This window comes from Humisphaera borealis (assembly GCF_015169395.1).
Lineage (GTDB): Bacteria > Planctomycetota > Phycisphaerae > Tepidisphaerales > Tepidisphaeraceae > Humisphaera > Humisphaera borealis.
This window is the reverse complement of sequence record NZ_CP063458.1, coordinates 3,343,649-3,365,549: the sequence shown is the minus strand read 5'-3', so window position 1 is coordinate 3,365,549 and position 21,901 is coordinate 3,343,649. Positions and strand designations below refer to the sequence as shown.

Here is a 21,901-nt window from a genome sequence, read left to right as displayed (position 1 = left end):
TTCCGACAGCGAGACCTTACGCGTGAGACAAGGACCCCAAAACTTAAACGTCAAATCGCGATGTCCCGCACTCGGGGCATCGGTCCGGCGTTGCCGATAAGTTGTATCCGCAAGTCGTGCAACAACCGTGGTTCCGGATCTCTTCTTTCATGTAATCGCTCAGTCGACTTCCGAAGAAGCGGGACGTTACCCAGATCATGCTGCCTGTAAGGAACATGCCTCGCAAAACGGATACTGGAAATGACAGTGACGCCTGCCTCTCCAGCGGACGAAGAAGGAAGACGCCGAGTAAGATATTCCCCACGATCACCCCTGCGAATGCCAGAGCCCGCCCCAAATGCTGCTTATCATCAAAGCGAGATCGGCACTTCTTTTCGAGCGTAAGGCGAAGATCCGGGTCTAGAAACGGATACCCGTCAGTTGGGTGAAACCCCAGTCGAAAGAATTTACGCCACCGGTCGCGAGGCATACGCCCTGATCGTACCAAGGGCTCATGGTGATATCGACGCGAAGTTCCAACAGCTCACAGCCGTCAGTACCGTCGATACTCCCGATACTCCGTATACCCGCCGCGATAGCCGCGGTAATCACGGTACTCGTAGTAGTCGGACGGGCAGGGTTCGTAGCGGCGGGTTTCGTACCGCTCGTAGCGGACGCCGCCGCCGCGACGGCTGTCGTCGTAGTACCGGTCGTCGTGGCGGGACTGGCGCTGGTCGCGGTCGTAGCTGTCGCCGATCGCCGCGCCGGCGAGGGTGCCGATCGCGCCGCCGATGAGGGCGCCTTCGAGCGTTCGCCCGTGCGAATTGTTGCCGATGATCGCGCCCAGGCCGGCGCCGCTGGCGCCGCCAATGACCGCGCCGTTGCCGGCACCTGATGAGCAACCCGTGCCGGCGACCAGTGCCGCCAGCAGCCCGAAAGCCAGAACAACGTTGGTTCGTTTTTGCATGATCGCCTCCGGTGATTCCACTTCCGCCGCAACAGCCCGGAAGCGGGCACTATTGCTTAGACACGAGGACAGGCCAGAGGTTGGGCGCTATTGGGACGTCGGTGATCCGCTTGCCGAGCCTGGTGAATCAGATTCCTGTTGTCTTTCGCACCCCCCAAACGTCACAATACGCCCCACACTTCTTCACGAAAGGACCCCCCCATGGATCGGACCGACCGCGTTACCTCTGCCGACAAGGCTTTCTCGTCTCTGACCACCCGCCGCGACCTGATCAAGAAGGCGACCGGTGCCGCGATGTTCGGTGCGGCCGCTTCGGCTGGGCTGTTCGATCTGGTGGTGGGGCGGACCGCCTCCGCAGCCGATGCCGTCGCATCGACGACCGGCGGCGGCGTGAAAGTCGCCAGCAGCGAGACGCTGGTCGCCCAGCTCTATGGCTCGCTGAAGGAGGAGCAGAAGAAGATCCTCTGCTTCCCGTTCGATCACCCGCTGCGGCTGAAGGTGGACAACAACTGGACGATCGTCAAGCAGACGATGAAAGAGGCGCTCACGCCCGACCAGTGTGACCTGGTCAAACAGATCTTCATGGGCCTGCACAGCCCGGAGTATGCGCAGAAGGTGTTCGACCAGGTCGAGCACGACGGCAGCGGCGAGGGCAGCTTCTCGGCCGAGTGCGCGATGGCGATGTTCGGCGAGCCCAATGCGTCGGCGAGCGACGCCGCGAAGAACAAGTTCGAGTTCGTCCTGACCGGGCGGCACTGTACCCGCCGGTGCGACGGCAACTCGGTGGAAGGGGCGGCGTTCGGCGGGCCGATTTTCTACGGCCACGCCGCGCAGGGCTTCAACGAAAAGCCCGATCACCCGAAGAACGCCTACTGGTATCAGGCGCTGCGGGCGAACGAGGTGTACAAGGCGCTCGACGGCAAGCAGCAGAAGATCGCGCTGCTCGACACGCCTCGCAAGGAAGACCACACGAACACCGTCAAGCTGACCGGCAAGAAGCAGGGCCTGCCGGGCATCCCGATGAGCGAGCTCTCGAAGGACCAGCAGGGCCTGGTGAAGAAGGTGCTCGACGATCTGCTTGCCCCGTTCCGCAAGGCCGACGCCGACGAGGCGATGAAACTCGTCGAAGCCGGCGGGATGGAGAACCTGCACATGGCGTTCTTCAAGGCCGGCGACCTCGGCAACGACGGCATCTGGGACGTCTGGCAGGTCGAAGGGCCGAACATGGTCTGGTACTTCCGCGGCGCGCCGCACGTCCACACGTGGGTGAACATCCGCGATCCGAACGTGAAGGCGTGACCTTCAGCTCAGTGGCACCAGTAAACCTGAAGCCGCACATCTTAAAGTGTGCGGCTTTTCTGTTGGGCGTTGTCACCTCAATGGGTGCGATGCGAGATCTGGCCGGCGGGCCGATGTCGGGTGGCATGGGCAACGGTACCCCGTTGCCCGTGGCGAACGTCGGATGGCGTTCACCACGGGCAAGCGAGTACGCTTGCCCATGCCACCCGAACTTCGCCAGGGTTACCGATCTGCCCGGTCCACAAAGCTCCTCAGCGTTTCGCGATAATCGTTAGGCTCAGCAATCACCGCCATCAGGTGTTCCACGCCTTCGAATCGGCGATAGACGGACGGCCCGGCCGTTGCCGGGCGGGCGGCGACGGCGCGTTCGATGTCCGCCGATTCCTCGGCGTCCAGATACGCATCGTTGCTCGCCGCCAGCACGAGCAGGGGACAGCCGATGCGGCCGATCAGATCGACCGGCCGAACGTCGTCGAATCGTGCAGACGTCAGCCGTTCGGCGTGGCGAAGCGCCAGCCAGGCGATTCGTCCCCCGGGCAGACCCAGCAGGTCGAAGTGCGCCATGCTGGCCGAGCGGAAGTCCGCGAACGGGCTTTCGAGCACCACGCCGGCGAGCAGCGGGGGAGCAGCGGCCGGGCCGTCGATCGGCGCCAGCAGCGCGGCCGTCCCGGCAACCGCCGCCGCTCCAAGACTTACCCCAAAGAGCATCAGCGTTCGCGTTTCCTGCGGCTTGCCGGCGACGAGCTGATGGACGACCTGCTCCAGGTCGTGCCGCTCGGCGAACCCGCCGGTGCAGAGGACGCCTTCGCTGTCGCCATGGGCTCGCAAATCGACGGCGAGGATGTTGAACCCCAGCTCGTGCCAGACCGGTGCCCAGGCGAGCGCGCCGACCTTGGCGTCGGCGTAGCCGTGAACGACGACGACCGTCTTCTGCGAAGCCTCATCCGCCGCCATCCACCAGGCCGCAAGTTTCAGCTTGCCGTCGGCGATGACGTCGCGCACCTCGAAGGTCGTGGGCTCGAAGCGCAGGCCGACGTCTTTCGGCGTGAGCCGGAGCAGGATGTGCATCGCCTTTCCGTCGGTCATTCTCGGCGGCCGCGTCAGGGCGCGGGCCATCAGATGGACGACCGCAAGGAGCAGCAAGCCGCCGGCGGCCAGCATCAGAAGGGTGAGTGACAGGTAGGGGCTCATGCACGCGCCGTCGGCCGGCGCGAGGCATCTTATACCGCCAGATCGACGACATCGGCTGTCGCGGCGGACTTTGCCCTTCCGTTACAGGTGTTATGCCCGTCAGTGCTGACGCGGTTCTACGCAATACACGCATAGATCTGCCGTCGAAATTGCTCAGCAGCGTATCGATCCCGCCGATCTCCAGAACAGACGTCCCGGATGATGTTGGGGCGTCGGTTTTTTCCGGACGAGGAGGACTTTCGATGTCGTTGCCGATCAACATGAAGTTCGAGGTTCCGAAGCACAAGGCACCCGCCCCGACGAAGAACCCGCTCTGGCCGGCACTGACGCCTGCCCCGGTATCGAAAGTGGCGCTGCGACCGGAGAAGGCTGAAGATTCGTCGGCCAAGCGTCCGATAACACCTCTGTGCCCCGTATCGCCCAAGGCCAAGGAGGGCCGACGAGCGGTGGTGTTCACATCGCCCCGCAGGGGACGATCGCACGGAAGGAGCCTGCTCGTGAAGTTCGCACTGCCCGGTATCCCGCTGTTCCTGATCCTGACGATGATCAACGTCGGCTGCACGACCGAGAAGCCCAAGGCCGAAGGCTCGGTGCTGGACGTCGGCCCGCAGCAGGCCCAGGTCAGCAACCAGCCCGTGCCGGCGGCCGAGCCCGCACCCTACGCCGGCCCGACCTACAAGAGCCCGGCGTACAAGCCGGCACCGGCGTCCAACAGCACGCGCGTTGCCGCCAAGCCGGCGTATGTCGCTCCGGCCGAGCCCGTTGCCGTCGAACCTGTCGCCGTCGCGGCGGCCGGGAAGACGTACACCGTTCAGAAGGGCGACACGCTGACGTCCATCGCACGTGCACAGTACGGCGACGGCAACAAGTGGAAGAAGATCGCCGCCGCCAACCCGAACATGAATCCCGATGCGGTGAAGGTCGGCCAGAAGATCGTGATCCCGTAAGCCGATAGAACAATGTCAGGCGGGCAAATGCCCGTGATGACGTGCCGAAAGAAACGAACAAGCCGCTCCGGGCGACCGCCCCGGGGCGGCTCTGTCGTTTGGGCCTGATCGGCGGCCTACCATCGGCTCTTGCGAAGCCCGATGAGCCCCATCCCGTCGCTGAAAGGCCGCCGCCGTAACCCGCCGGCGGCTGAGATTCTGCTCGCGATTCCGCGCATCTCGCCGGAGCGGGAACTGGCCGTCATCCAGGCGCTGATCAAGCCGCAGACCGGCCGGGCCCTGCGGCATCAGCTTGCCGCCGGCGAACAGGCCTGGCCGCGCGATGCCGCAACCCGCGTGGCCCAAGTGGCGACGGCGGCCGAAGTGCACTTCGGCCTGCAGCTGGCGATTCACGTCGTCCCCGACGGCGAATACCTGGCGATCGCCCGCGTCGGCTCGGGGGAACTGCCGGCAGCGCTCGCGACGGCAGTCCTGCTGTCGAAAGTGTTCCCCGGCACGTGGATCGTCGTCGGTCGACTGTTCGTCCGCGACGGACGATTCTTCCGCCGGGAGCGCGGCGTGAAACTCAACCTGCGCCCGGCGAGCAACGTTCACCTGACCCAACCCCTGCGGGCGGCGTTGAACCGCGCGATCGCCGGGATGAACGACCGCGGCGAAGCATGAGGCGCATCGCGACGCGATCGCCTATCCTGAACGCGAAGGAGCCCAGCCCATGCCCGCAGTGACGACGATTTCAGTCCGCACGCAGCGACGATCGCAGATGGTCGAGATCACCGACGAGGTCGCAAGGCTGTGCGACGACATCGAGAGCGGCTACGTGATCGTCTACGTCCCCCACACGACGGCGGGCGTCACCATCCAAGAAAACGCCGACCCCGATGTGCAGCACGATCTGCTGAGAAAGCTGGACGAGCTGGTGCCAAAGAAGGAGTCGTACTACCGCCACTCCGAAGGCAACAGCGACAGCCATCTGAAAACGGCGATGGTCGGCAACAGCGTGACGGTCCTGATCGAGGCGGGGCGGATGCTGCTGGGGCAGTGGCAGGGCATCTACCTCTGCGAGTTCGACGGCCCGAGGACCCGCGAGGTGATGGTCAAACGCGTGAAAGCGTAGTGGTACCGGGGCCGCCGAGCCCTTGGCCGCCGCAGCCCTGCCGCAGGGCGATTGCATGTTCAGGTCGTTAGCAGACGGAGCAGGTAGTGCTCGTCCCAACCTGCCTTTAACCGTTTCCCGTGGATCCCGTTTTTGATGCTCCTGTCCCGCTTGAGAAGATTGAGCGTCAGCCGGCACAACCGGGAGTAGTTCTCCGCACCATAGCCTTTGCGGATCCGCCGCTCGTCCTCGCGGAAGCTCACGTCCAGTTGCCAGTGCAGCTTGTTCTCGATGGCCCAGTGGCCGCGGATCGCCGCCGCCATCGCCCTGGCGTCGGTCCCTGCGACGCTGCTGATGAAGTAATGCCGCTCGACGCTGCTCTTGCCGGCAAGCACCTCCCGCTTGCGTTCGACCGCGATCACGCCGGCCAGTCCCGGCCACTGCTGACATAGGTCGCCGAGCCAGTGCACTTCGTCCATCACCCACACTTTGCGGGTGTCCAGCCGGCCGTGGTCGGCGTCGAACTCCTCGTGGACGCCGTGGCTCACGTCCTTCATGCCGCTCAGGATCGCTTCGTCCAGCAGCTTCCTGACCTTCGCGTGCAGCGTCGGACGAGGCGAAGCCTGGTCCTCGGCTGGTTCTCCTTCACCGACAGCACGTAGTTGCCGCCGGCATCGACGATCTGTCTGGCGATCTGCGTCTGGCAGCCGGCGGCATCGATCGTCACCGTCGCGTCCTGAATGTCTAACAGGCCCAAAAGCCGCGGGATCGCCTCGATCTCATTGCTCTTGTCATCCACGGCGACCTGGCCGAAGACCATCCGGTGGGCGTCGACGAACGCGCTGACCATGTGGGTCATGTTGTTCCTGGCCCAGGCGTGTTCGAAGGACCGGCGGATGGCCTTGCCGTCGATCGCGATCAGTCGTCCGCCGGCGGACTGTGCGATCGCGCCGACCCAGGCGTTGAAACACTGCTCGAAGGCGTCGGGATGGAGCTTGGCGAAGACGCGACCGAAGGTGTCGTGAGACGGGATGCCGTGGGGAAGATCCAGGAAGGTTCGCAGCCAGGAGAGCTTGCTCTTGCCATAGAGTTCAACGTCGACCCAGCCGTCGGCACCGCAGATGACGGCGCAGACGGAGATGACGAGGATGTCGTGGAGTTTGTGAATCACGTTGCAGCCGCGAGGATCGGGGAGGTTGGAAAACGCGCGCAGGGTACCACTGGTCGCAGGGCCATCCATGGCGAAGCTCCGTTTCAGGAGATGAAAGTTGTTACCAGCGAAGCTTCGCGACCGGTGAAGGAGTGATAGCGAGAGAAGTTAGAAAGCGCAACCCGTACAAAACACAACCATCGACAAAAGGAGATGCGATTGCCCTCAGCCCTGCCGCACAAGACGGCAGGCAGTTTTGACGATCCCGCCCGAGGCGGCTAGTCTTCCAAAGCACTCCCCGGAGGAGTGGCAGAGTGGTCGATTGCGCCGGTCTTGAAATCGGGCCGCGTAGAGCCACAGCTCCGAACATGAATTCCCGCCTATCACCGCCCCAAAAGCGGCTTTTCCGCTAATTCCTCCGCAGTTTCCGCCCGTTTTCACCGTGGATTTTGTGGACCTCGCGCAACCGTTCCCCATTTGAAAAGGGGAACGAAAAGGGGAAACTTCCGCCGTGACGATCATAAACGAACTGGCTTTCGACTTTGATGTGGAAGAGGACGACTTCAATCTAGAAGCGACGCTCGATGGCATGTGGGTGTGCCGGGCGTTGGGCACGCGGGAGGGCGACCGGCTGAGGCTCGAAGACATGCAAGTCCGCCCGGATGTGGAGGTGCCGAAGGCGCTGTTGAAGCAGGTCGGGACCTTGAGGGGCAACAAGATCGGGACGGAGGTCCTGAGGCGGTTCCTCCGGCGTGCCGATGCGGAAGGTGTCCGCGAAATCTTCGGGAGCGTGACGCAGAAGGACATTGAGGAGAACCGGGATCTGCTCGGCTGGTATCGGCGTGAGGGGTTTGAGGTGACGGTGCCAGATGGGGATTGCCTGGATCACGCGGGGCACAAGATCGTGCGGCGACGATAGGCAGCGTTCCTCCTTTACGTTACGAACGGCTAGGGTTCAATTCCCGCTGGCTCCATCATCGTGATCTTCACTTGCCTCCTAAACCATCCGCGGCCGGTAAGCTTCCGCACGCGAAGGGAGCAAGGGTTGAATCGGCATCGCCCGAGTCGAAGACCGCAGCCGCACGCACGGCAGGTCTTGTTATTGGCGATTCGCTATTACATCAAGCGGAGAAGTATGGGGAGTACCCAATCACTGCGACCGATGGCATGAGTGTCACCGTGCCGCCTGGTTGCTGAACTAGCTTGCGATAAGGACGATCTTTTTCGTAAGCGTCGCCTTTGGGCAAACGAGGATGAACACGTTGTATTTGTGGGCGAATGCCTCAGCAACGCACTCGTGCTTCGACCCGTTGCGGTCGGTAAGCACGAGGGGGCGGGGACGCGACATCCGTCTACCGCCAACCGGCACTATGCGGCCGATCTCATCATCGGGCGTGAACTCTTCGGCGAGCCGGATATCGCCAAAGGTGAAGTGGAACTGATTTGACACGACAACGCGGCGAAGCTTGGCGACGAAGCCATCGCCAGAACAGGCGACAGGCGGCTCCAGAACGATGACGGCGCAGGAACGTGCGTTCGTGCTGACGTACCGACGGATGCTCGAATAGACGGACGCGCCATAACGCTTCGATAGGCGCAGGGGCGTTTTCAGCCCCAGAACGTCGTCGCTAGCTGCTTCATCTGTAAAGCTGTCGAGCTGGAAGAGCACCTCGGACGCAAAGGCGTTCGACTCACGCTCGAACAGTTCGCTGACCTCAGGCGCGATGGTCAACTCACAATCTTCGGTGAGTTTGAACATCTCGCGCTGCCATGGAAGCACGCCGTGTCCCAACTCGTGGAGCTTGAGAAACGGCAGCTTGTGGATCGGCACCAGCTTGTCGAGATGCATTGTGCGGGCGGTGACGTCGAGGACGCCCATCACCTTGGATAGCGCACGCTTGAGCGCGCCTCCAACTTTCTTACGGGCCTTGGCGAGGAACCCTTCATCGATCTCCTCGTGGGCGTTCACGAGGTGCTTCGCCGCGGCGATCACTTGGTCGACCGGCGTCGGAAAGCATCCCTTCGCGCCAGCTTTTTCGAGCGCCTTGCGGGCGTGATCGCGAACCTGGCGCAACTGGTCATCGTCAAGGCTATCGAGCGTCACGACTTCCTCCCCTTTTTCGAACGGAGGAATGCGAGATATTCCAGCAGCGATTCTTCTTCCTCGTTCGTGAGGTTCTGCTTGGCAAATGTTGCTACGCGCCCGTGGCGCTTGGAGCCCGTCTCGTTGTTTACCGCGGCGGCGATATAGCCCGCCTTCTGCATCAGCGTCTCGTAGGCGACGCCGTACACGCGGGCAAGGCAATGCAGGATATTGGGAGAGGGCTTACTGATACGGCCATGCTCAAGCTGGCTTAGATACGCGTTGGAAACGACGCCGGCTGCGGCTTCCTCCACATCCCGCAGCGACATCTGCTTGGCCGTGCGGACGTTGGCGAGGTAGTCACCCAGTGGTTGACCTTTTGATCCGTCGGCCGCGTTGCAGTCCTTCTCATCAGGCATGGCATCCAATTCAGTAAAAGTGCGGACCGCGTCCCGGTCCATCTTCTTCAACCCCAACACTATGCCGGCTGCTAAATTTTTCAAGCACTGCCACTTGACTGCTTGATGAACTTAGCGAATGATCTCCGTAACGCATCCGGGCTTTCGGGCACGGCAGGCAGCGGGAGTTCCGCAGCCGGTTCATCTTGGGCATCGTTTTTCGCGGCAACCTTGCCGGTCCGCGGGAAGGACAGTCATGCAGAAGCTGGAAATCGACAAAGTACCTTTCGAATCGGCCGATCCGGTCTTGACCGGGCGGCAAATCCTCACCCTCGCCGGCAAGCAGCCGGTCGAAGAGCACCTCGTTTTCTGCCTTGGCCCCGACCGGCAGCTCGAAGACATCGACTTGGAGGAAACGGTCAATCTGCGTGAGCTGGATCACAAGATCTTTATTACCTTCCGCAGCGATCGGTCGTTCAACTTCGAGTTGGACGGCCGGCGCCAGCCCTGGGGAAGCGCCAGCATCACGGAGACGCAGCTTCGGTGGCTCGCGGGTATTCCGGCCGGCTACCGCGTGTGGCAGGAACGCCGCGCCCAGGAAGACTTGCTCCTGTCGGATGGTCAGACCGTGCCGCTGGAGCCCAAGGGCGTTGAACGCTTCTACACCGGCAAGGAAGACACGAATGCCGGTGAGCGGTGCCTTGTGCTGCCGGAGTCGGACCAGCGCTTTCTTGACGACCACGACATGGTCGTCGAAGCCGTGACCGACGGCGAGAGGAAAGGAGTCGTATTCAAGGGCTTTAACACCGGCGGCCGTTTCGATCACGCCACGACGGACGTGCTGATGATCCTGCCTGCAGGCTATCCGGATGCCTGCCCGGACATGTTCTACTGCTTTCCCTGGATCAAGCTGCAGGGCGCGTCCGGCTGGCCGGAGAAGGCGGATGTCTTGGTCAATTTCGGCGGCCGGCAGTGGCAGCAGTGGAGCCGGCACAACAGCGACTGGCGAGCCGGCGTTGACGGCATCCACACGATGATCCGGCGGATTTCCGCGGCCCTGAGGGACACGAAGTGATCCGCCACACCCTCACCCTCCAGGAGCGGCACCTTCACGAGCTTCGCAAGGCCGTCTTACCGGCTAGCGGCCATGAAGGCGTCGCCTACCTGTTGTGCGGCACATCGGCGATCGAGTCCGATCCGTGGGAACGCGACGGCGAACTTCGCCTGCTGTCGCGGGAGGTGATTCCGCTGGCCGCGGAGGATGTCATCACGAGTTCGCCCGACCATGTGCGGGCGCGGACGGCAACCTTCACGCGCGTTCTCAAACGCGCGCGAGATACCGGGATGATCCCCGTCTATGTCCACGGACATCCGGGTGGGTATGACCGGTTTTCTTCACAGGATGATGCGGACGAGCCGGCCCTGATCGAACTCGCCCAAAACCGAAACGGCCCGGAGCAGATGCTGGGCAGCTTGGTGCTTGCCGGGCCGCGTCGGATGTTCGGGCGCGTGTGGCTCAATAAGAAAACCCACAAGCCGCTCTCAATGATCCGATCGATCGGCGATCGCCTGCTCATCGATTTCGAAGGACGGGAGAATGCCGGTGATGTCGAGGCGCTGGCACGGCAGGCGCTCGCCTTTGGCCCGGCGCTCAATGCTGACGTTGCGGCGCTGCGTTTCGGCATCATTGGCTGCGGTGCCACGGGCAGCGCCGTCGGGCTGCTGCTCGCAAGGCTCGGAGCGCAACGCATCTTCGCCGTTGATGACGATACCGCTGAACTCACGAACCTGAACCGACTGCACGGCGCAACCATGCGCGATGTTGGTGACAAGGACGGGCGTCGCGGACTTGCCAAGACCGACATCCTCAAGCGCAGCATGGAAGAAATCGGGCTCGGTGCGCGCGTCGAAACATTCAAGGGCTGGGTAGGCGATCCGGCCTGCCGGAACGCACTCAAGGCTTGTGACGTGATCTTCGCCTGCACCGACGATCACGATGGTCGAATGCTATTGAACCGGCTTTCGTATTTCTACCTGATCCCGGTCATCGACATGGGAATCGGTATCGACTTCGTCGACGGCTCGCCCCCGCGGATCACGATGGCCGACGGCCGAGTAAGTGTGGTCGGCCCCGGCCACCGCTGCCTTCTCTGCCGCGGGGTCGTCGATCCCAAGACCGCCCAGGAAGACGATCTACTCCGTCGCGATCCCGACGAGTATTACCGGCTGCGTGAGCGCGGCGAGCTCTATGTGCGTGGCGGAGGCCGTCCCAATCCGGCGGTCGTCACCTTCACGACACATGTGGCCTGCATGGCTGTGGACGAACTGCTACATCGCCTCAGCGGTTATCGCTCGGCTGGGTCGGTGCCGCACCGTGTCTACAAGCATCGTCTTCTGGGAGAGAAGCGACCTGGGCCACGGGAAGGCACGTGCCGCGTATGTGTAGAACAGCACTACTGGGGACGCGGCGACATGTCGCCGTTCCTTGATCGAACGGGATGACAACGATGCGATCAGCGATTCGATTCATTCTTGTGGCGTGCCGGATCATCCCGCGACCCGATTTTGTCGCGCGGGTGCAGCGAGACCACCCGGCACCGGAGCAACTGAAGCCTGGCCGACTTGTCGTCGTCCGCGACGGCCCGGTCGAAAAATGGATTTGCTTTCTATGCCCCGGAGGCTGCGGAGAAAAGGTCATGTTGAATCTATCCGCGCGAAAGTCACCTCGCTGGCGTGTAAGCATTGACTGGCTCAATCGGCCAACGGTCGAACCGTCCGTCCTTCAGGTCAACGACTGTCGGTGCCATTTCTGGATTCGTGGCGGTGAGATCGACTGGTGCCCCGATAGCGGCTGCCGTGGTGACAATCGACCCATTTGATTGGCGATCAAATGGCAACATGTCTGAGTTCACACCTACCCCGTAGCCTATTCGATGGAGCAAAAGGAAAGGTCAGCTTTTGTTAAACAGCAATCCCACCATACGGCGACTGGCCCTGAGCCAAAGACAGTCAATGTTCGGGGCAATTCCGGTGGCCGCCTCAATTCATTTTGATTCGACGCATACATCGATTGCGCTGATTTTCAATGGAACCAGCGGGACACCAGTAGAACTTTTCCTGTTAGGCATCCGACACATCGCCCCGATCTTGGAGCAGGTGCGATTCCGATAGGTTTCAATACTATCGGTTGACGAACTTCGCGAACTTGTCCTCAAACTCGCCCGCGAGAACGCCTGAGGCTACACCCGCATTCTCGGCGAACTCGCCAAACTCGGCGTGACGACATCGCAATCGAACGTCGTCAACACCTTGCGCGAAGCCGGCATCAGCCCGCAACCGCGTCGCGACGTCTAAACGTGGGCCGAGTTCATGAAGGCCCACGCCGAGACGCTCTGGCAATGCGATTTCTTTTCACGGCACATCGTCACGGTCACCGGCGTTCGGCAGTGTTTCGTTTTGGTCTTCCTGCACGTCGCGTCCCGGCGAGTGTTCCTGTCGCCGTGCGCCTTCAATCCAACCGCCGAGTGGATGATGGCTCAAGCAGAAGCGTTTGTTGCTCGCGCCAAGGCAATCAATCTGCCGGCATCCTATCTTATCCGCGACAACGACGGCATGTTTTCCGCGCCTTTCGATGAGGCAATGAAGGCCGCCGGATGCGAGGTTAAGCGGACTGCCATCCGAGCCCCGAACATGAACGCGTTTGTCGAGCGGTTCAACCGATCGATCCAAGAAGAATGTCTTGATCGCTTTGTCATCTTCGGACAGGAGCATTTCGATCTGCTGGTTCGCGAGTACGTCGAACACTACCACGCGGAACGCCCGCACCAAGGACGAGAGAATCAAGTCCTGATCGCGCCGCCGGGCGACCCGCCGAAGTCCGGCGAGATTGTCTGCCGCCGACGATTGGGTTGCGTCTTGAAGCACTACTACCGCGCTGCGGCGTGAACTTGTCCGACATTCTCAACACCGAGCACTGGTCTTCCAACGCAGACAAGCGTTCTGGCGTGCGCCGATGTCGAAACGTCCGCCTTGAACCTCTCTTGCGATCCGCAACAACCGCTCAAAAGTGGCAGCCAAAGACCGCATGAATACTCGCCAGCGACCGCGAAAACTGAAGATGAAACGTGTGGCGGAATATTTGTACACTACGGTAGCGGGTGATGCGGTCGCCCGCCGTCGACGGCACTTTTTGGCTACATTTGGATGCATGCACTTATCCCCTTTTTCGGTTCGAAACATTCATGGCAGTCTTTTCTTTTCCATTATTACCGTCCGATGTCGGCGGCGCAGAACCCCCGCGCTCATTAGTCGCTCGAAACATCCATGGCAGTCTTTTCCTTAGAGTCCGCATGTTCCTCGACCCCCATCAAGTCGGACAATAGTTGAAAGTACTCACCTCGAGAATCTCGGCCCAGGAATCGCCACATTTCAAGCAACGCCTCGTGCGCTTTGCCTAGAGCCATAAGAACATGAAAGAGAATCGTTGACGCCTTCTCCGATTTTGGCGCAAGCAGCACGCCTCGGCGCGCTGGCTCTATTGCATCCGAATCGCGATCGAGAAGGTGCCTACTCCATGCTAAGTAAGAGTTCACTGCTCCATCCGAAGGATTTTCCTTAATAAGTTCCATGAGCAACAATTCCGCATCCGGAAACCTGCCTTCTCTTAAGAAACCGATCGCCTCGTTGATTGATTCCTTTTGCGATTCACTCAGCATTTTTCACTCCCAATCGTCAGGTGCGTAAGGTCGATCCAACTGATTCTTGACACGCCGTTCGCTTTTTGTTATCTGATCAATAATCCGTGGCACCTCCTCGTCGCCTTGGAAAAGGCGCTTCTGGGATTTTGCGATGCTGGTGAGTTGATCCAGAGCAGCGGAGCCCTTGGGCGTTGGTTGAGTGCTCGGATTTCCGCCGGAGGCCCCGGACCCGGCAGAAGCGCCTGCACTTGCTCCTGTTGATGATGAACCTTCTGTCGAACTCGCGATTACGTTATTGGCTGCTTGCATGCGCCTGAGCCGAGCGACGTAATTGTCGCTCCATCGATCGAACATAGCTTGCTCTGCCGCATCTCTATCGGCTTGGGCAGCTGCGGCACAAGCCGCCCTCTGAGCTGCTGCCGCACGCGACGCATCGCGCGCCGTGGTCTGTGCGACGAGTGTTCCAAATTGGTTCCCTGCCGCCGGAGTGCCCGGCGTGATTAGCATTACACCTGGAGCTGGCGCTGGGATTGACCGCCAGTTCAACGCAGCGTCGATAACCGCGCTATCGTGCGCACGTCCGGCTTCCATGGACTTCTGCCAAGCAGCCCAAACTTCTCGCTGGCTATCAATGCAGAGGCCAGAAGCTCCCAATCGTTGTGCCATTTGAAACTCATAGCCGACCGTGGAATTGAATGCTCCTGCTTCCATCAGTTCCATCGTAATCTGGAACATGCCCACTCCCCGCCCAGCTGCTCTAGCTGCGACGTTTCCTGTCTGCGAACTGGGGTTGACGCCAGCACCACTGCCAGCGCTAGGAACTGCGACACCGGCTTGCAACCCCCATGGATCAACGAATGCAATTGGATTGCCACCGACATACTGCAATAGACTCGCCCCATCCACATACCCCGCCGGATCCTCCTGCATCCACCGCATCAGGGTCGGGCTGTAGAATCGGTTCCTCACGTCGTACAGCTCGGCGTTGAACTCCCACCGCGTTCCCTGGTGGCGGTAGTGCCAGTTGTAGCCGTCGGTCGTGCCGGACCAGCTTGCGTCCAGTACCGTCGCCACGCCGTAGGGGTCGTAGACGAATCGCTGTTGCACCGTCCCCGACGTATTCACCAACGCCGTCACGTTGTGATTGGCGTCCTGCTGGGCGTACAGGCGTTGCTCCAGGCCGCTGCCGGACTTGCCGAGGCTGCCGGTGCCGCTGCTGTTGTCGGCGTCTTTGTCCCTCAGCACCAGATCGTCGATGTAGTTGATGCCCCAGACGTTCTGCGATGTATTCGCCAACGTAACGACGATCTCGGGGTTCTCACTATTGGCCAGGGTAGTGTCGGTGATCGTGTTGCGTTCCTCCACCACCTGCCACGCGGTCGAGTAGTACAGGTCGCCAACATCCACGACCGTCTGCTCCTCGGCCGGAAAAGTGGTGTTGGTGGAGACGATCCGCCGGCCGAGCGCGTCATATTTGCTCACTACCGTTGGTTCGTTGTAGGCATCGCCGATTGTGGACACCAGCCGGTTCCAGGCGTCGTAGACGTGCTGCTTGCCGCTGTCGTCCGTCGTCGTGTTGCCGGCGCTATCGAACGCCAGGTTGTTCCCACCGACCACAGTCGATTGGTTCTTGCTGTTGTGCGTGCGGCTGGCCGGTGTGCCGTTGGTCGACACGGATGTGGAGTTGCCCAATGCGTCGAGGCTCCAGCCCTGCGTGCGGCTGGCGCTGCTGACCGTATCGAGGCCGCTGCCGTTGTTGGCGCTGCTACTGAGCGTGCCCCGGCGGAAGTCGGTCAGGCGGTTGAGCTTGTCATACGCCGTGTTGTTGTCGCCGCTGCTGCCGCTGTTGGCGTGGTACAGCTCGGACATCGTCGACTGCAACTCGTTCTTCTTGTACAGCGGGTTGGAGTTGCGGTCGTAGGCGTAGGTCCAGCGGTCGGTGTGGCTGCCGCCGGACGTCACCAGCCAGCGCTGGTCGGCGATTCGGCCGAAGTGGTCCAAGCCCGTGTACTGATCGCCGGCGTCGGCGACGGGTTCGGCGCCCTGCTTGATGTAGGTCAGTTCCACGCCCGGCTCGGGGCGGTTCTTGCGGACGATCGTGCCTGATCCCAGGTAGCTGTACTCTTCAAGGTGCGTACCGACGGAACCTGACGAATCGTCGGCGAGGAAGCTGATGCGGCTCGTGTCGGCGTTGATGCCGCTGCTGTACTCGTAGCGAAGGACGCGCCCGTTCGGGTACGTCATGCTCTTCAGCCGGCTGTGGTTCGCGCCGCTGACCATCTCGGTGTAAGCATACTGCACCTTCGGGCTGGAGCCAGTATTCACCGCGCCGCTGTGGGCCTGGTACTCGGTGATGATCTGGCCGAGGCCGTTGTAGGCGCGCTGGACTTCGTTGATGACGCTACCGCTGCTGGCCGCGTCGTAGCTCGTGAACTTCTCCGGCAGACCCTGCGTGTTGTAAGAGGTTTGCAGCCGGCGGACCACGCCGTTCACACCGCTGCCGAGAGTCGTCACCGCATCCGTCAGCGACCGGCCGAGCACATCGTACGTGTATTTAGTTCGATTCGCGGGAATCGCAAAAGTCCGTCGGAAGTTGGAGGTGTATGTCCTCACAGTGATGACGGGGGTTGGGGAGCCCTGGCCGAGTCGCCGGAGCTCTGATACAGGTCACTTTTCACACCCGGCCCGGTGATTCCTGGCCCCAGATGGCCGCGTGTGACAACAACATCCCCTTATCCTCGATCGCGAGGATTCGTTCAACGACAATCTTCTCTCTTGTCAGCTCTTCGGCTCTTCTCAGCCGGTCTGCCGCCGCGGCGGCGCGTGCTGGAACGGCAGCTTCGTCTGTGGCAATAGATTCTTCAGCAGGCCCGCCAGATCGCCGATCGGGTGCTGGTCCGCCGCCGCGCGAAGGTCTTCGGCCGTCACATGCAGATACACCTGTGTGCTGGTGATCGACCGATGGCCCAGCAGGTCGCGGATCGTCACCAGGTCCACGCCTCGTCTGACCAGATGAGTGGCAAAGGTATGACGCAGCTTGTGCGGCGAGATCTCCTTGGGGATCCGGCTCAGCCGGGCGTACTTCTTCACCCGCTCGTAGATCGCGCCCCGGCTCATGCCCTGGCCGCGCCGGCTCTGGAAGAACCTGTCGCGCGGCTCCACTTCACCCCGCTGCTGCCGGTACGAGGTCAACACCTCCACCACGCTGCTGTTCAACGGCACCGACCGCTCGTGGCCTCCCTTCCCGCGCACACGGATCTCGCGTTCGGACAGGTCCACGTCCGCTTCATTGAGGCCCGCGCACTCGCTGGCGCGGATCCCCGTGCCATAAAGCAGTGCGAGGATCGCCCGATCCCGAAGCCCGATCGCGGTGTCGCCCGGCGGCGCTTCCAGCAGCCGCTGCACCTCTTCGCTCGACAGCACCACCGGCAGCTTGCGGGTCGGTGGACGCAGACGCGGGAACTGCGCCATCGGGTTGGCACGCGGCTCCAGATGCCCCATGCCCACCATGGCCCGGTAGAAGTTCTTGAGGATCGTCGCCGTCCTGTTGATCGACGAGTCTCCGTTCTTCCGTTCGGTGCGCAGATGCTCCAGGTACCCCAGAACATCGGCGGCCGTGATGCGATCGGGCGACCGGCCCTCCAGCTTGACCTGCACGTATGACTCGAACTGCCGCAGCGCCGTGCGGTACGCCGCGATCGTGAGCGGACGAAGTCCCCTGGCCACACAGTGCGTCTGTGTATACAGGCAGATCCAGTAGTCCCAGGTGATCGAGTTCATGGCTCACCCCCTTTGCCCTGGACGGGCTGAACCGCGGAGGAGAGCCGGTCTACGGCGACACGCGGTTTGTCCCCCAGCACGTGCAGATAGACGCCCGTCTCGGCCGGACTGCGATGGCCCATCAACGACGAGATGATCGCCAGGTCCACTCCCCGGTCCATCAGGTGCGTGGCGTAGCTGTGACGCAGTGTCTTGGGCGTGACGCGTGTGGCCATATGAGCCCGCTCGGCCGCCTTGCGCACCGCCTCGCAGACGTCCTTCGCGCTGGTACGCTTCGACTTGGCCGCCGTCCGGATCAGCGCTCCCCGCTTACCGCCACGCTGGCCCAGGTAGGCCAGCAGCTCCGTGAACACGCCCGCCGGGATCGGCACCACACGCTGCCGGTCCCCCTTGCCCTTCCAGACGATCAACTCCTGACGTTCCTGGCTGACATCCTCCAGGTTCAGCCGGCACAACTCATCGGTGCGCAGCCCGCATCCGTACAGCAGCAGCACGATGATCCGGTCACGCCGCTGCGGAACGGTCGTCGCCGGGCAGGCCTCGATCAGTCGTCTCGCCTCGTCTTCCGTCAGCGCGCCCGGCGGCACCCGGCGCAGTTCATCCTGAAGCGAGAAGCCGTCCAAAACATTGCGATCACTGCGGCCGCTGCGCCAGGCGTACTCCAGCAGGCCACGCACATGGCTGAGGTACTTGCACAGGCTCGCGCCGCTCTGGCCCGCGACACGCCGCTGATTGATCCACTGGATATAGTCCTCCAGCTTCAGCTTCCACAATGCCACATCGGGATGGCTCTCCTGCATCTGCCCGATGATCTTCCGCAGCGTGCAGCGTACATCCCGCACCGTGCCGGCCGCCTTGCGGCTCACATCGCCCAGGTACGCCAGGTACCCGTCGATCACCGGATCGAACACCACCTTGGGAGATGAATCACTCTTGCTGCTCATTGGCATCCTCCTTCGGTCCGTGCGACGGCCGCTGATGCGGGCGCAGTGCCTGCGAGGCCCAGCATCTGGTTGATGGGGTGACGCGCCACCGCCGCGTGACGCTCAGGATCGGCGACGTGCAGATACCGCACCGTCGTGCTGACGGTCTGGTGGCCCAGCAGGCGCTGGATCTCCGGCAGCTTGACCCCCTTGCCCAGCAGGTCCGACGCGCAGCTGTGACGGAACTGGTGCAGCGTGACATGGTCGATTCCCGCCCGCTTCACCAGCCGACCGATTCCCCGGCTGATCGCGCCGCCGCTGAGCCGTCCGCCGTCCTTGTCGATCAGCAGCGCCGATTCCTCCCGGATCCCCAGCGCCAACAGGTGGTTCTGCCGACGCGGCAGGTAGCTCTCGATGCAACGCCAGGTCAGTTCCGGCAACGCCACGCTCCGCTCACGACGGGTCTTACGGCCGTCGACGCGTAGCGTGCCTTCCTGGCCGGACCAGTCCGACAGGTTCAATCGGTGCAGTTCCCCTCGCCGAAGGCCCGTCCCGTACAGCAGAGACAGCGACGCCAGCCACAGATAGCGGTGATACTCCTCGCGGACCTTCGCCGCCTCCTGCCAGAGGTCCTGCTGGGCCTTGCCCCCGATTCGGCGGGGGATGCGATCGTACATCCGCAACTTCGGTCCCTTCATCCAGCGCAGCGGATTGGAGACCCACGCTCCCTGAAGAACCAGGAACTCTCCGAAGCCCCGCACCGTACTCATCACGCCGCTGAGCGTGGCCTTGGCCTTCCAGCTTCCCCGGCGCTGGAGATAGTCCTGCAGCAGATCCGACCCCACGTCTTCGATCCTGGGCCGAGGCCGGCGATTCTTCAGCCAGCATCCCAGCCGCTCCAGTTCCCGCCGAACGTTCGCCACCGTCTCGACGGCAATGCCGCGGGCGGCGTACTGCTCCATGTACCGATCCAGCAATTGATCCCAGTTGCGCATCGGGATCCTCCAGTCATATAAGAGTTGAAGGAATCACGCGCCTCGCCCGCGACACGCCAACGACTCCACAACCCGCGACCGTCGCCGCGACCAGCGCACGAAAACGGCCGACGCTATCCGCGCCGGCCGTTCCTGGGCACTTTACGCAACAATACGACGCCCGATACGACAACTTCCCCAGGCTGCTCTTCCTCGGAATTGAACTAAAGACACCAGTTGAACTTTTTGCCCGTTCCTGCGCTGAAATCGAAGGTCTGACGTTGGAACGCATGAAATCTCAGGCGGCCGGCCTGTCGGCCATTCGACCGTCCGCCGAAACTCTGCGTACGACGTAACGACCCGGCATTCGGCATTGGCCCGCCAACCGACGTGGCAATCCGCCCGACCTGTCGCGACGATCCGACACATGGCGTTCTCGCTCCCAAGGCTTCTCCGTGTGCTCTGTTGCGGCCCCGATTCCGACCTGGTACGGCGACTGGAGTTCGTAGTCTACCAGAACCAACTCTACCGCGATCACCATGGCCCGCTCAGACTGACCGGCGAAGAAAAACGCAAGCTCGTCGACCTCGGAACGGCGATCGGAGCCGGCGTCGCCTTGCTGCTCTCGATCGTCGGCTACTCCACCTTTCGGCGGTGGGTTCGGGCGTTCGCCAACCTTGCCGCCGTCGTGAAGTCGATTCGCCGATCCGTCGGCCGGCCGAAGACGGCTAACGAACTTCGCGAACTGGGCCTCAGACTCGCCCGTGAAAACGCCTGGGGCTACACCCGCATCCTCGGCGAACTCGCCAAGTTCGGCGTGACCACGTCGAGGTCGAACATCGTCAACATCCTGCGCGATGCCGGCGTCAACCCGCAGCCTCGTCGTGGCGTTCAGTCGTGGAGCGAGCTTATCACGGCACAGGCTGAGACGCTCTGGCAATGCGACTTCTTCTCGAGGCACATCGTCACGCTCACGGGCATCCGCCAGTGCTTTGTGCTTGTGTTCTTGCACGTCGCATCGCGGCGCGTGTATCTGTCACCGTGCGCCTTCAACCCGACCGCCGAGTGGATGAAGGCTCAAGCTGAGGCATTCATCGCTCACGCTAAGTCGGTGAACCTGCCCGCATCCCACCTGATCCGCGACAACGACGGTATCTTCACGAAGCCGTTCGACGAGACGCTGACGGCCGCAGGCTGCGAGGTCAAGCGAACCGCCGTGCGAGCGCCGAACATGAACGCGTTCGTCGAGCGATTCCATCGGTCCATTCAGGAGGAATGCCTCGACCGGTTCCTCATTTTCGGGCAGGAGCATTTCGATCTGCTCGTTCGCGAGTACGTCGAACACTACCACGAGGAACGTCCTCACCAAGGCAAAGAGAACCAACTGTTGATCACGCCGTCGGACTTACCGCCGACCTCCGGCAAGATTCACTGTCGCCGACGATTGGGCGGCGTCCTGAAGCACTATAATCGCGCCGCGGCGTGAACCCACTCAATATCCTCCCTCACTTCAACTCGCCATCCTCCCGATGCGACTGCTGACGCTGCGCCGACAACGCCGAAACGCTCTGGCATTGCGATTTCTTTTCACGGCACATCGTCACGCTTACCGGCGTTCGCGAGTGTTTCGTCTTGGTCTTCCTCCACGTCGCTTCGCGGCGAGTGTTCCTGTCGCCGTGTGCCTTCAACCCGACCGCCGTGTGGATGAAGGCAAAGAGAATCAACTTTTGGTCACGTCGCCGGACAAACCGCCGACCTCCGGGCAGGTTCTTTGCCGCCGACGACAGGGCGGCGTCCTGAAGCACCACCATCGCGCCGCGGCATGAATTCACCCAATATCTTCAACACCGCCACCGCGCCCGTCAGCGAGCGTGGATGCGTCGATGTCGAAACGTCCGCCTCGAACCTGTCTTGCGATCCGCTACAACCGACCAAAATTGGCGACCGAGTGCCCGACGAACACTCGCCGTTACGCGGCAAAAACTGTGCTTAAGCATATGGCGGAGTTTTTGTCTTCCCGGACTCCTGCAAGTTTGTTGCAACCAGCGAAGGTTGAGGGCGAGCAGGCCTGTTGAGTTTGGCTTTGATTGCGTTGATATACAGGTAAGTGATTGACTCGCTGTATATGCGCATAATAGGTAATGGAAATCGCCATCATTGAGAGCGCAATTCCGGCATAAAAGAGAGTCCGTCTAGCACGGTAGAGAAATGGACATATAGTCGCAACGAAAAAATTTACAACGGACAATTCAAGAGCCGGTGATTGAAGAATTCGTATTAGACGAAATGTTGCCAACTGAGCCCAAGACGGAAACATGTCCAAAGGCCAAAGTAGGAAAGCGGTTGCGCTATACAATAGCGCGAACGAAGTGAAAACTGAAGCAATCGAAATTGCTACAACAGCGTCATTTCTAGAGGAT

22 protein-coding genes are annotated in these 21,901 nt (G+C 61.8%); 10 read left to right on the top strand and 12 right to left on the bottom strand.

Annotation, left to right across the window (positions count from 1 at the left end):
* Window positions 1-532: 532 nt before the first annotated feature.
* Window positions 533-946 (bottom strand): glycine zipper domain-containing protein, encoded by a 414-nt coding sequence (locus IPV69_RS12560; RefSeq protein WP_206295458.1) that lies wholly within the window; start codon window positions 944-946, stop codon window positions 533-535.
* A 201-nt stretch (window positions 947-1,147) separates the two neighbouring features.
* Here IPV69_RS12560 and IPV69_RS12555 point away from each other — a divergent pair, with 201 nt between their 5' ends.
* Entirely contained in the window at window positions 1,148-2,245 is a 1,098-nt protein-coding gene (locus IPV69_RS12555; RefSeq protein WP_206295457.1) for a DUF3500 domain-containing protein, read from the top strand.
* A gap of 222 nt (window positions 2,246-2,467) precedes the next feature.
* On the opposite strand, the gene IPV69_RS12550 is transcribed toward IPV69_RS12555, so the two are convergent.
* The gene (locus tag IPV69_RS12550; protein ID WP_206295456.1) at window positions 2,468-3,436 is read right to left on the bottom strand and encodes an alpha/beta hydrolase; all 969 of its coding nucleotides are present in this window, start codon (window positions 3,434-3,436) and stop codon (window positions 2,468-2,470) included.
* Window positions 3,437-3,678: 242 nt separating this feature from the next.
* On the opposite strand from IPV69_RS12550, the gene IPV69_RS12545 reads away from it, so the two are divergent.
* The 3 genes from IPV69_RS12545 to IPV69_RS12535 all read left to right on the top strand — a co-directional run bounded on the left by IPV69_RS12545 (window position 3,679) and on the right by IPV69_RS12535 (window position 5,497).
* Window positions 3,679-4,383 (top strand): LysM peptidoglycan-binding domain-containing protein, encoded by a 705-nt coding sequence (locus IPV69_RS12545; RefSeq protein ID WP_206295455.1) that lies wholly within the window; start codon window positions 3,679-3,681, stop codon window positions 4,381-4,383.
* A gap of 141 nt (window positions 4,384-4,524) precedes the next feature.
* Entirely contained in the window at window positions 4,525-5,046 is a 522-nt protein-coding gene (locus IPV69_RS12540) for a hypothetical protein (protein ID WP_206295454.1), read from the top strand.
* A 49-nt stretch (window positions 5,047-5,095) separates the two neighbouring features.
* A complete protein-coding gene (locus IPV69_RS12535) occupies window positions 5,096-5,497 on the top strand; it encodes a secondary thiamine-phosphate synthase enzyme YjbQ (protein WP_206295453.1) in 402 nt (133 codons plus the stop codon).
* 59 nt (window positions 5,498-5,556) lie between these two features.
* Here the strand turns inward: IPV69_RS12535 and IPV69_RS27580 are convergent, their stop codons facing one another.
* Window positions 5,557-6,033 carry an ISAs1 family transposase gene (locus IPV69_RS27580; protein ID WP_241179934.1) on the bottom strand — a complete coding sequence of 159 codons (477 nt, stop codon included), beginning with the start codon at window positions 6,031-6,033 and terminating at the stop codon, window positions 5,557-5,559.
* A gap of 5 nt (window positions 6,034-6,038) precedes the next feature.
* Window positions 6,039-6,716 (bottom strand): ISAs1 family transposase, encoded by a 678-nt coding sequence (locus IPV69_RS27575; protein ID WP_206291263.1) that lies wholly within the window; start codon window positions 6,714-6,716, stop codon window positions 6,039-6,041.
* 421 nt (window positions 6,717-7,137) lie between these two features.
* Between IPV69_RS27575 and IPV69_RS12520 the strand changes: the two genes are divergently transcribed.
* Window positions 7,138-7,545 (top strand): N-acetyltransferase, encoded by a 408-nt coding sequence (locus IPV69_RS12520; protein WP_206295452.1) that lies wholly within the window; start codon window positions 7,138-7,140, stop codon window positions 7,543-7,545.
* Between the two features lie 279 nt (window positions 7,546-7,824).
* On the opposite strand, the gene IPV69_RS12515 is transcribed toward IPV69_RS12520, so the two are convergent.
* Both IPV69_RS12515 and IPV69_RS12510 read right to left on the bottom strand, forming a co-directional pair.
* Complete coding sequence (locus tag IPV69_RS12515; RefSeq protein ID WP_206295451.1) at window positions 7,825-8,730, bottom strand: ImmA/IrrE family metallo-endopeptidase; 906 nt, start codon at window positions 8,728-8,730, stop codon at window positions 7,825-7,827.
* The gene (locus tag IPV69_RS12510) at window positions 8,727-9,128 is read right to left on the bottom strand and encodes a helix-turn-helix domain-containing protein (RefSeq protein WP_206295450.1); all 402 of its coding nucleotides are present in this window, start codon (window positions 9,126-9,128) and stop codon (window positions 8,727-8,729) included. Before IPV69_RS12510 ends, IPV69_RS12515 begins: the two co-directional genes overlap by 4 nt.
* A gap of 235 nt (window positions 9,129-9,363) precedes the next feature.
* On the opposite strand from IPV69_RS12510, the gene IPV69_RS12505 reads away from it, so the two are divergent.
* From IPV69_RS12505 to IPV69_RS12495, 4 genes are all read left to right on the top strand, one after another.
* Complete coding sequence (locus tag IPV69_RS12505) at window positions 9,364-10,182, top strand: multiubiquitin domain-containing protein (protein ID WP_206295449.1); 819 nt, start codon at window positions 9,364-9,366, stop codon at window positions 10,180-10,182.
* On the top strand, window positions 10,179-11,609 hold the full coding sequence (locus tag IPV69_RS12500) for a ThiF family adenylyltransferase (protein ID WP_206295448.1): 1,431 nt from the start codon (window positions 10,179-10,181) through the stop codon (window positions 11,607-11,609). The genes IPV69_RS12505 and IPV69_RS12500 overlap by 4 nt, the downstream gene beginning before the upstream one ends.
* Window positions 11,606-11,986 (top strand): DUF6527 family protein, encoded by a 381-nt coding sequence (locus tag IPV69_RS27940; protein WP_390884389.1) that lies wholly within the window; start codon window positions 11,606-11,608, stop codon window positions 11,984-11,986. The genes IPV69_RS12500 and IPV69_RS27940 overlap by 4 nt, the downstream gene beginning before the upstream one ends.
* Window positions 11,987-12,476: 490 nt before the next feature.
* Window positions 12,477-13,052, top strand: coding sequence for an integrase core domain-containing protein (locus IPV69_RS12495; protein ID WP_206295447.1), 576 nt, complete (start codon window positions 12,477-12,479; stop codon window positions 13,050-13,052).
* A 359-nt stretch (window positions 13,053-13,411) separates the two neighbouring features.
* Here the strand turns inward: IPV69_RS12495 and IPV69_RS12490 are convergent, their stop codons facing one another.
* The 5 genes from IPV69_RS12490 to IPV69_RS12470 all read right to left on the bottom strand — a co-directional run bounded on the left by IPV69_RS12490 (window position 13,412) and on the right by IPV69_RS12470 (window position 19,502).
* The gene (locus IPV69_RS12490; protein WP_206295446.1) at window positions 13,412-13,822 is read right to left on the bottom strand and encodes a tetratricopeptide repeat protein; all 411 of its coding nucleotides are present in this window, start codon (window positions 13,820-13,822) and stop codon (window positions 13,412-13,414) included.
* A 3-nt stretch (window positions 13,823-13,825) separates the two neighbouring features.
* Window positions 13,826-16,345 (bottom strand): RHS repeat-associated core domain-containing protein, encoded by a 2,520-nt coding sequence (locus IPV69_RS12485; protein WP_206295445.1) that lies wholly within the window; start codon window positions 16,343-16,345, stop codon window positions 13,826-13,828.
* A gap of 255 nt (window positions 16,346-16,600) precedes the next feature.
* Entirely contained in the window at window positions 16,601-17,584 is a 984-nt protein-coding gene (locus tag IPV69_RS12480; protein ID WP_206295444.1) for a tyrosine-type recombinase/integrase, read from the bottom strand.
* Window positions 17,581-18,528, bottom strand: coding sequence for a tyrosine-type recombinase/integrase (locus IPV69_RS12475; RefSeq protein ID WP_206295443.1), 948 nt, complete (start codon window positions 18,526-18,528; stop codon window positions 17,581-17,583). The genes IPV69_RS12480 and IPV69_RS12475 overlap by 4 nt, the downstream gene beginning before the upstream one ends.
* Window positions 18,525-19,502, bottom strand: coding sequence for a tyrosine-type recombinase/integrase (locus IPV69_RS12470; RefSeq protein WP_206295442.1), 978 nt, complete (start codon window positions 19,500-19,502; stop codon window positions 18,525-18,527). Before IPV69_RS12470 ends, IPV69_RS12475 begins: the two co-directional genes overlap by 4 nt.
* A gap of 406 nt (window positions 19,503-19,908) precedes the next feature.
* On the opposite strand from IPV69_RS12470, the gene IPV69_RS12465 reads away from it, so the two are divergent.
* Window positions 19,909-20,967, top strand: coding sequence for an integrase core domain-containing protein (locus tag IPV69_RS12465; protein ID WP_206295441.1), 1,059 nt, complete (start codon window positions 19,909-19,911; stop codon window positions 20,965-20,967).
* 19 nt (window positions 20,968-20,986) lie between these two features.
* Here the strand turns inward: IPV69_RS12465 and IPV69_RS12460 are convergent, their stop codons facing one another.
* Window positions 20,987-21,313: a hypothetical protein gene (locus IPV69_RS12460; protein WP_206295440.1), complete on the bottom strand. Its 327-nt coding sequence runs from the start codon at window positions 21,311-21,313 to the stop codon at window positions 20,987-20,989.
* Window positions 21,314-21,901 lie beyond the last annotated feature (588 nt).

Bases quoted from the DNA above. Each gene is read 5' to 3' on its own strand.
- IPV69_RS27940 (WP_390884389.1), top strand. From the start codon at position 11,606: ATGACAACGATGCGATCAGCGATTCGATTCATTCTTGTGGCGTGCCGG.
- IPV69_RS12480 (WP_206295444.1), bottom strand. From the start codon at position 17,584: ATGAACTCGATCACCTGGGACTACTGGATCTGCCTGTATACACAGACG.
- IPV69_RS12505 (WP_206295449.1), top strand. From the start codon at position 9,364: ATGCAGAAGCTGGAAATCGACAAAGTACCTTTCGAATCGGCCGATCCG.
- IPV69_RS12470 (WP_206295442.1), bottom strand. From the start codon at position 19,502: ATGCGCAACTGGGATCAATTGCTGGATCGGTACATGGAGCAGTACGCC.
- IPV69_RS12535 (WP_206295453.1), top strand. From the start codon at position 5,096: ATGCCCGCAGTGACGACGATTTCAGTCCGCACGCAGCGACGATCGCAG.
- IPV69_RS12475 (WP_206295443.1), bottom strand. From the start codon at position 18,528: ATGAGCAGCAAGAGTGATTCATCTCCCAAGGTGGTGTTCGATCCGGTG.
- IPV69_RS12510 (WP_206295450.1), bottom strand. From the start codon at position 9,128: ATGCCTGATGAGAAGGACTGCAACGCGGCCGACGGATCAAAAGGTCAA.
- IPV69_RS12545 (WP_206295455.1), top strand. From the start codon at position 3,679: ATGTCGTTGCCGATCAACATGAAGTTCGAGGTTCCGAAGCACAAGGCA.
- IPV69_RS12555 (WP_206295457.1), top strand. From the start codon at position 1,148: ATGGATCGGACCGACCGCGTTACCTCTGCCGACAAGGCTTTCTCGTCT.
- IPV69_RS27575 (WP_206291263.1), bottom strand. From the start codon at position 6,716: ATGGATGGCCCTGCGACCAGTGGTACCCTGCGCGCGTTTTCCAACCTC.
- IPV69_RS12495 (WP_206295447.1), top strand. From the start codon at position 12,477: ATGAAGGCCCACGCCGAGACGCTCTGGCAATGCGATTTCTTTTCACGG.
- IPV69_RS12490 (WP_206295446.1), bottom strand. From the start codon at position 13,822: ATGCTGAGTGAATCGCAAAAGGAATCAATCAACGAGGCGATCGGTTTC.
- IPV69_RS12560 (WP_206295458.1), bottom strand. From the start codon at position 946: ATGCAAAAACGAACCAACGTTGTTCTGGCTTTCGGGCTGCTGGCGGCA.
- IPV69_RS27580 (WP_241179934.1), bottom strand. From the start codon at position 6,033: ATGAAGGACGTGAGCCACGGCGTCCACGAGGAGTTCGACGCCGACCAC.
- IPV69_RS12465 (WP_206295441.1), top strand. From the start codon at position 19,909: ATGGCGTTCTCGCTCCCAAGGCTTCTCCGTGTGCTCTGTTGCGGCCCC.
- IPV69_RS12540 (WP_206295454.1), top strand. From the start codon at position 4,525: ATGAGCCCCATCCCGTCGCTGAAAGGCCGCCGCCGTAACCCGCCGGCG.
- IPV69_RS12550 (WP_206295456.1), bottom strand. From the start codon at position 3,436: ATGAGCCCCTACCTGTCACTCACCCTTCTGATGCTGGCCGCCGGCGGC.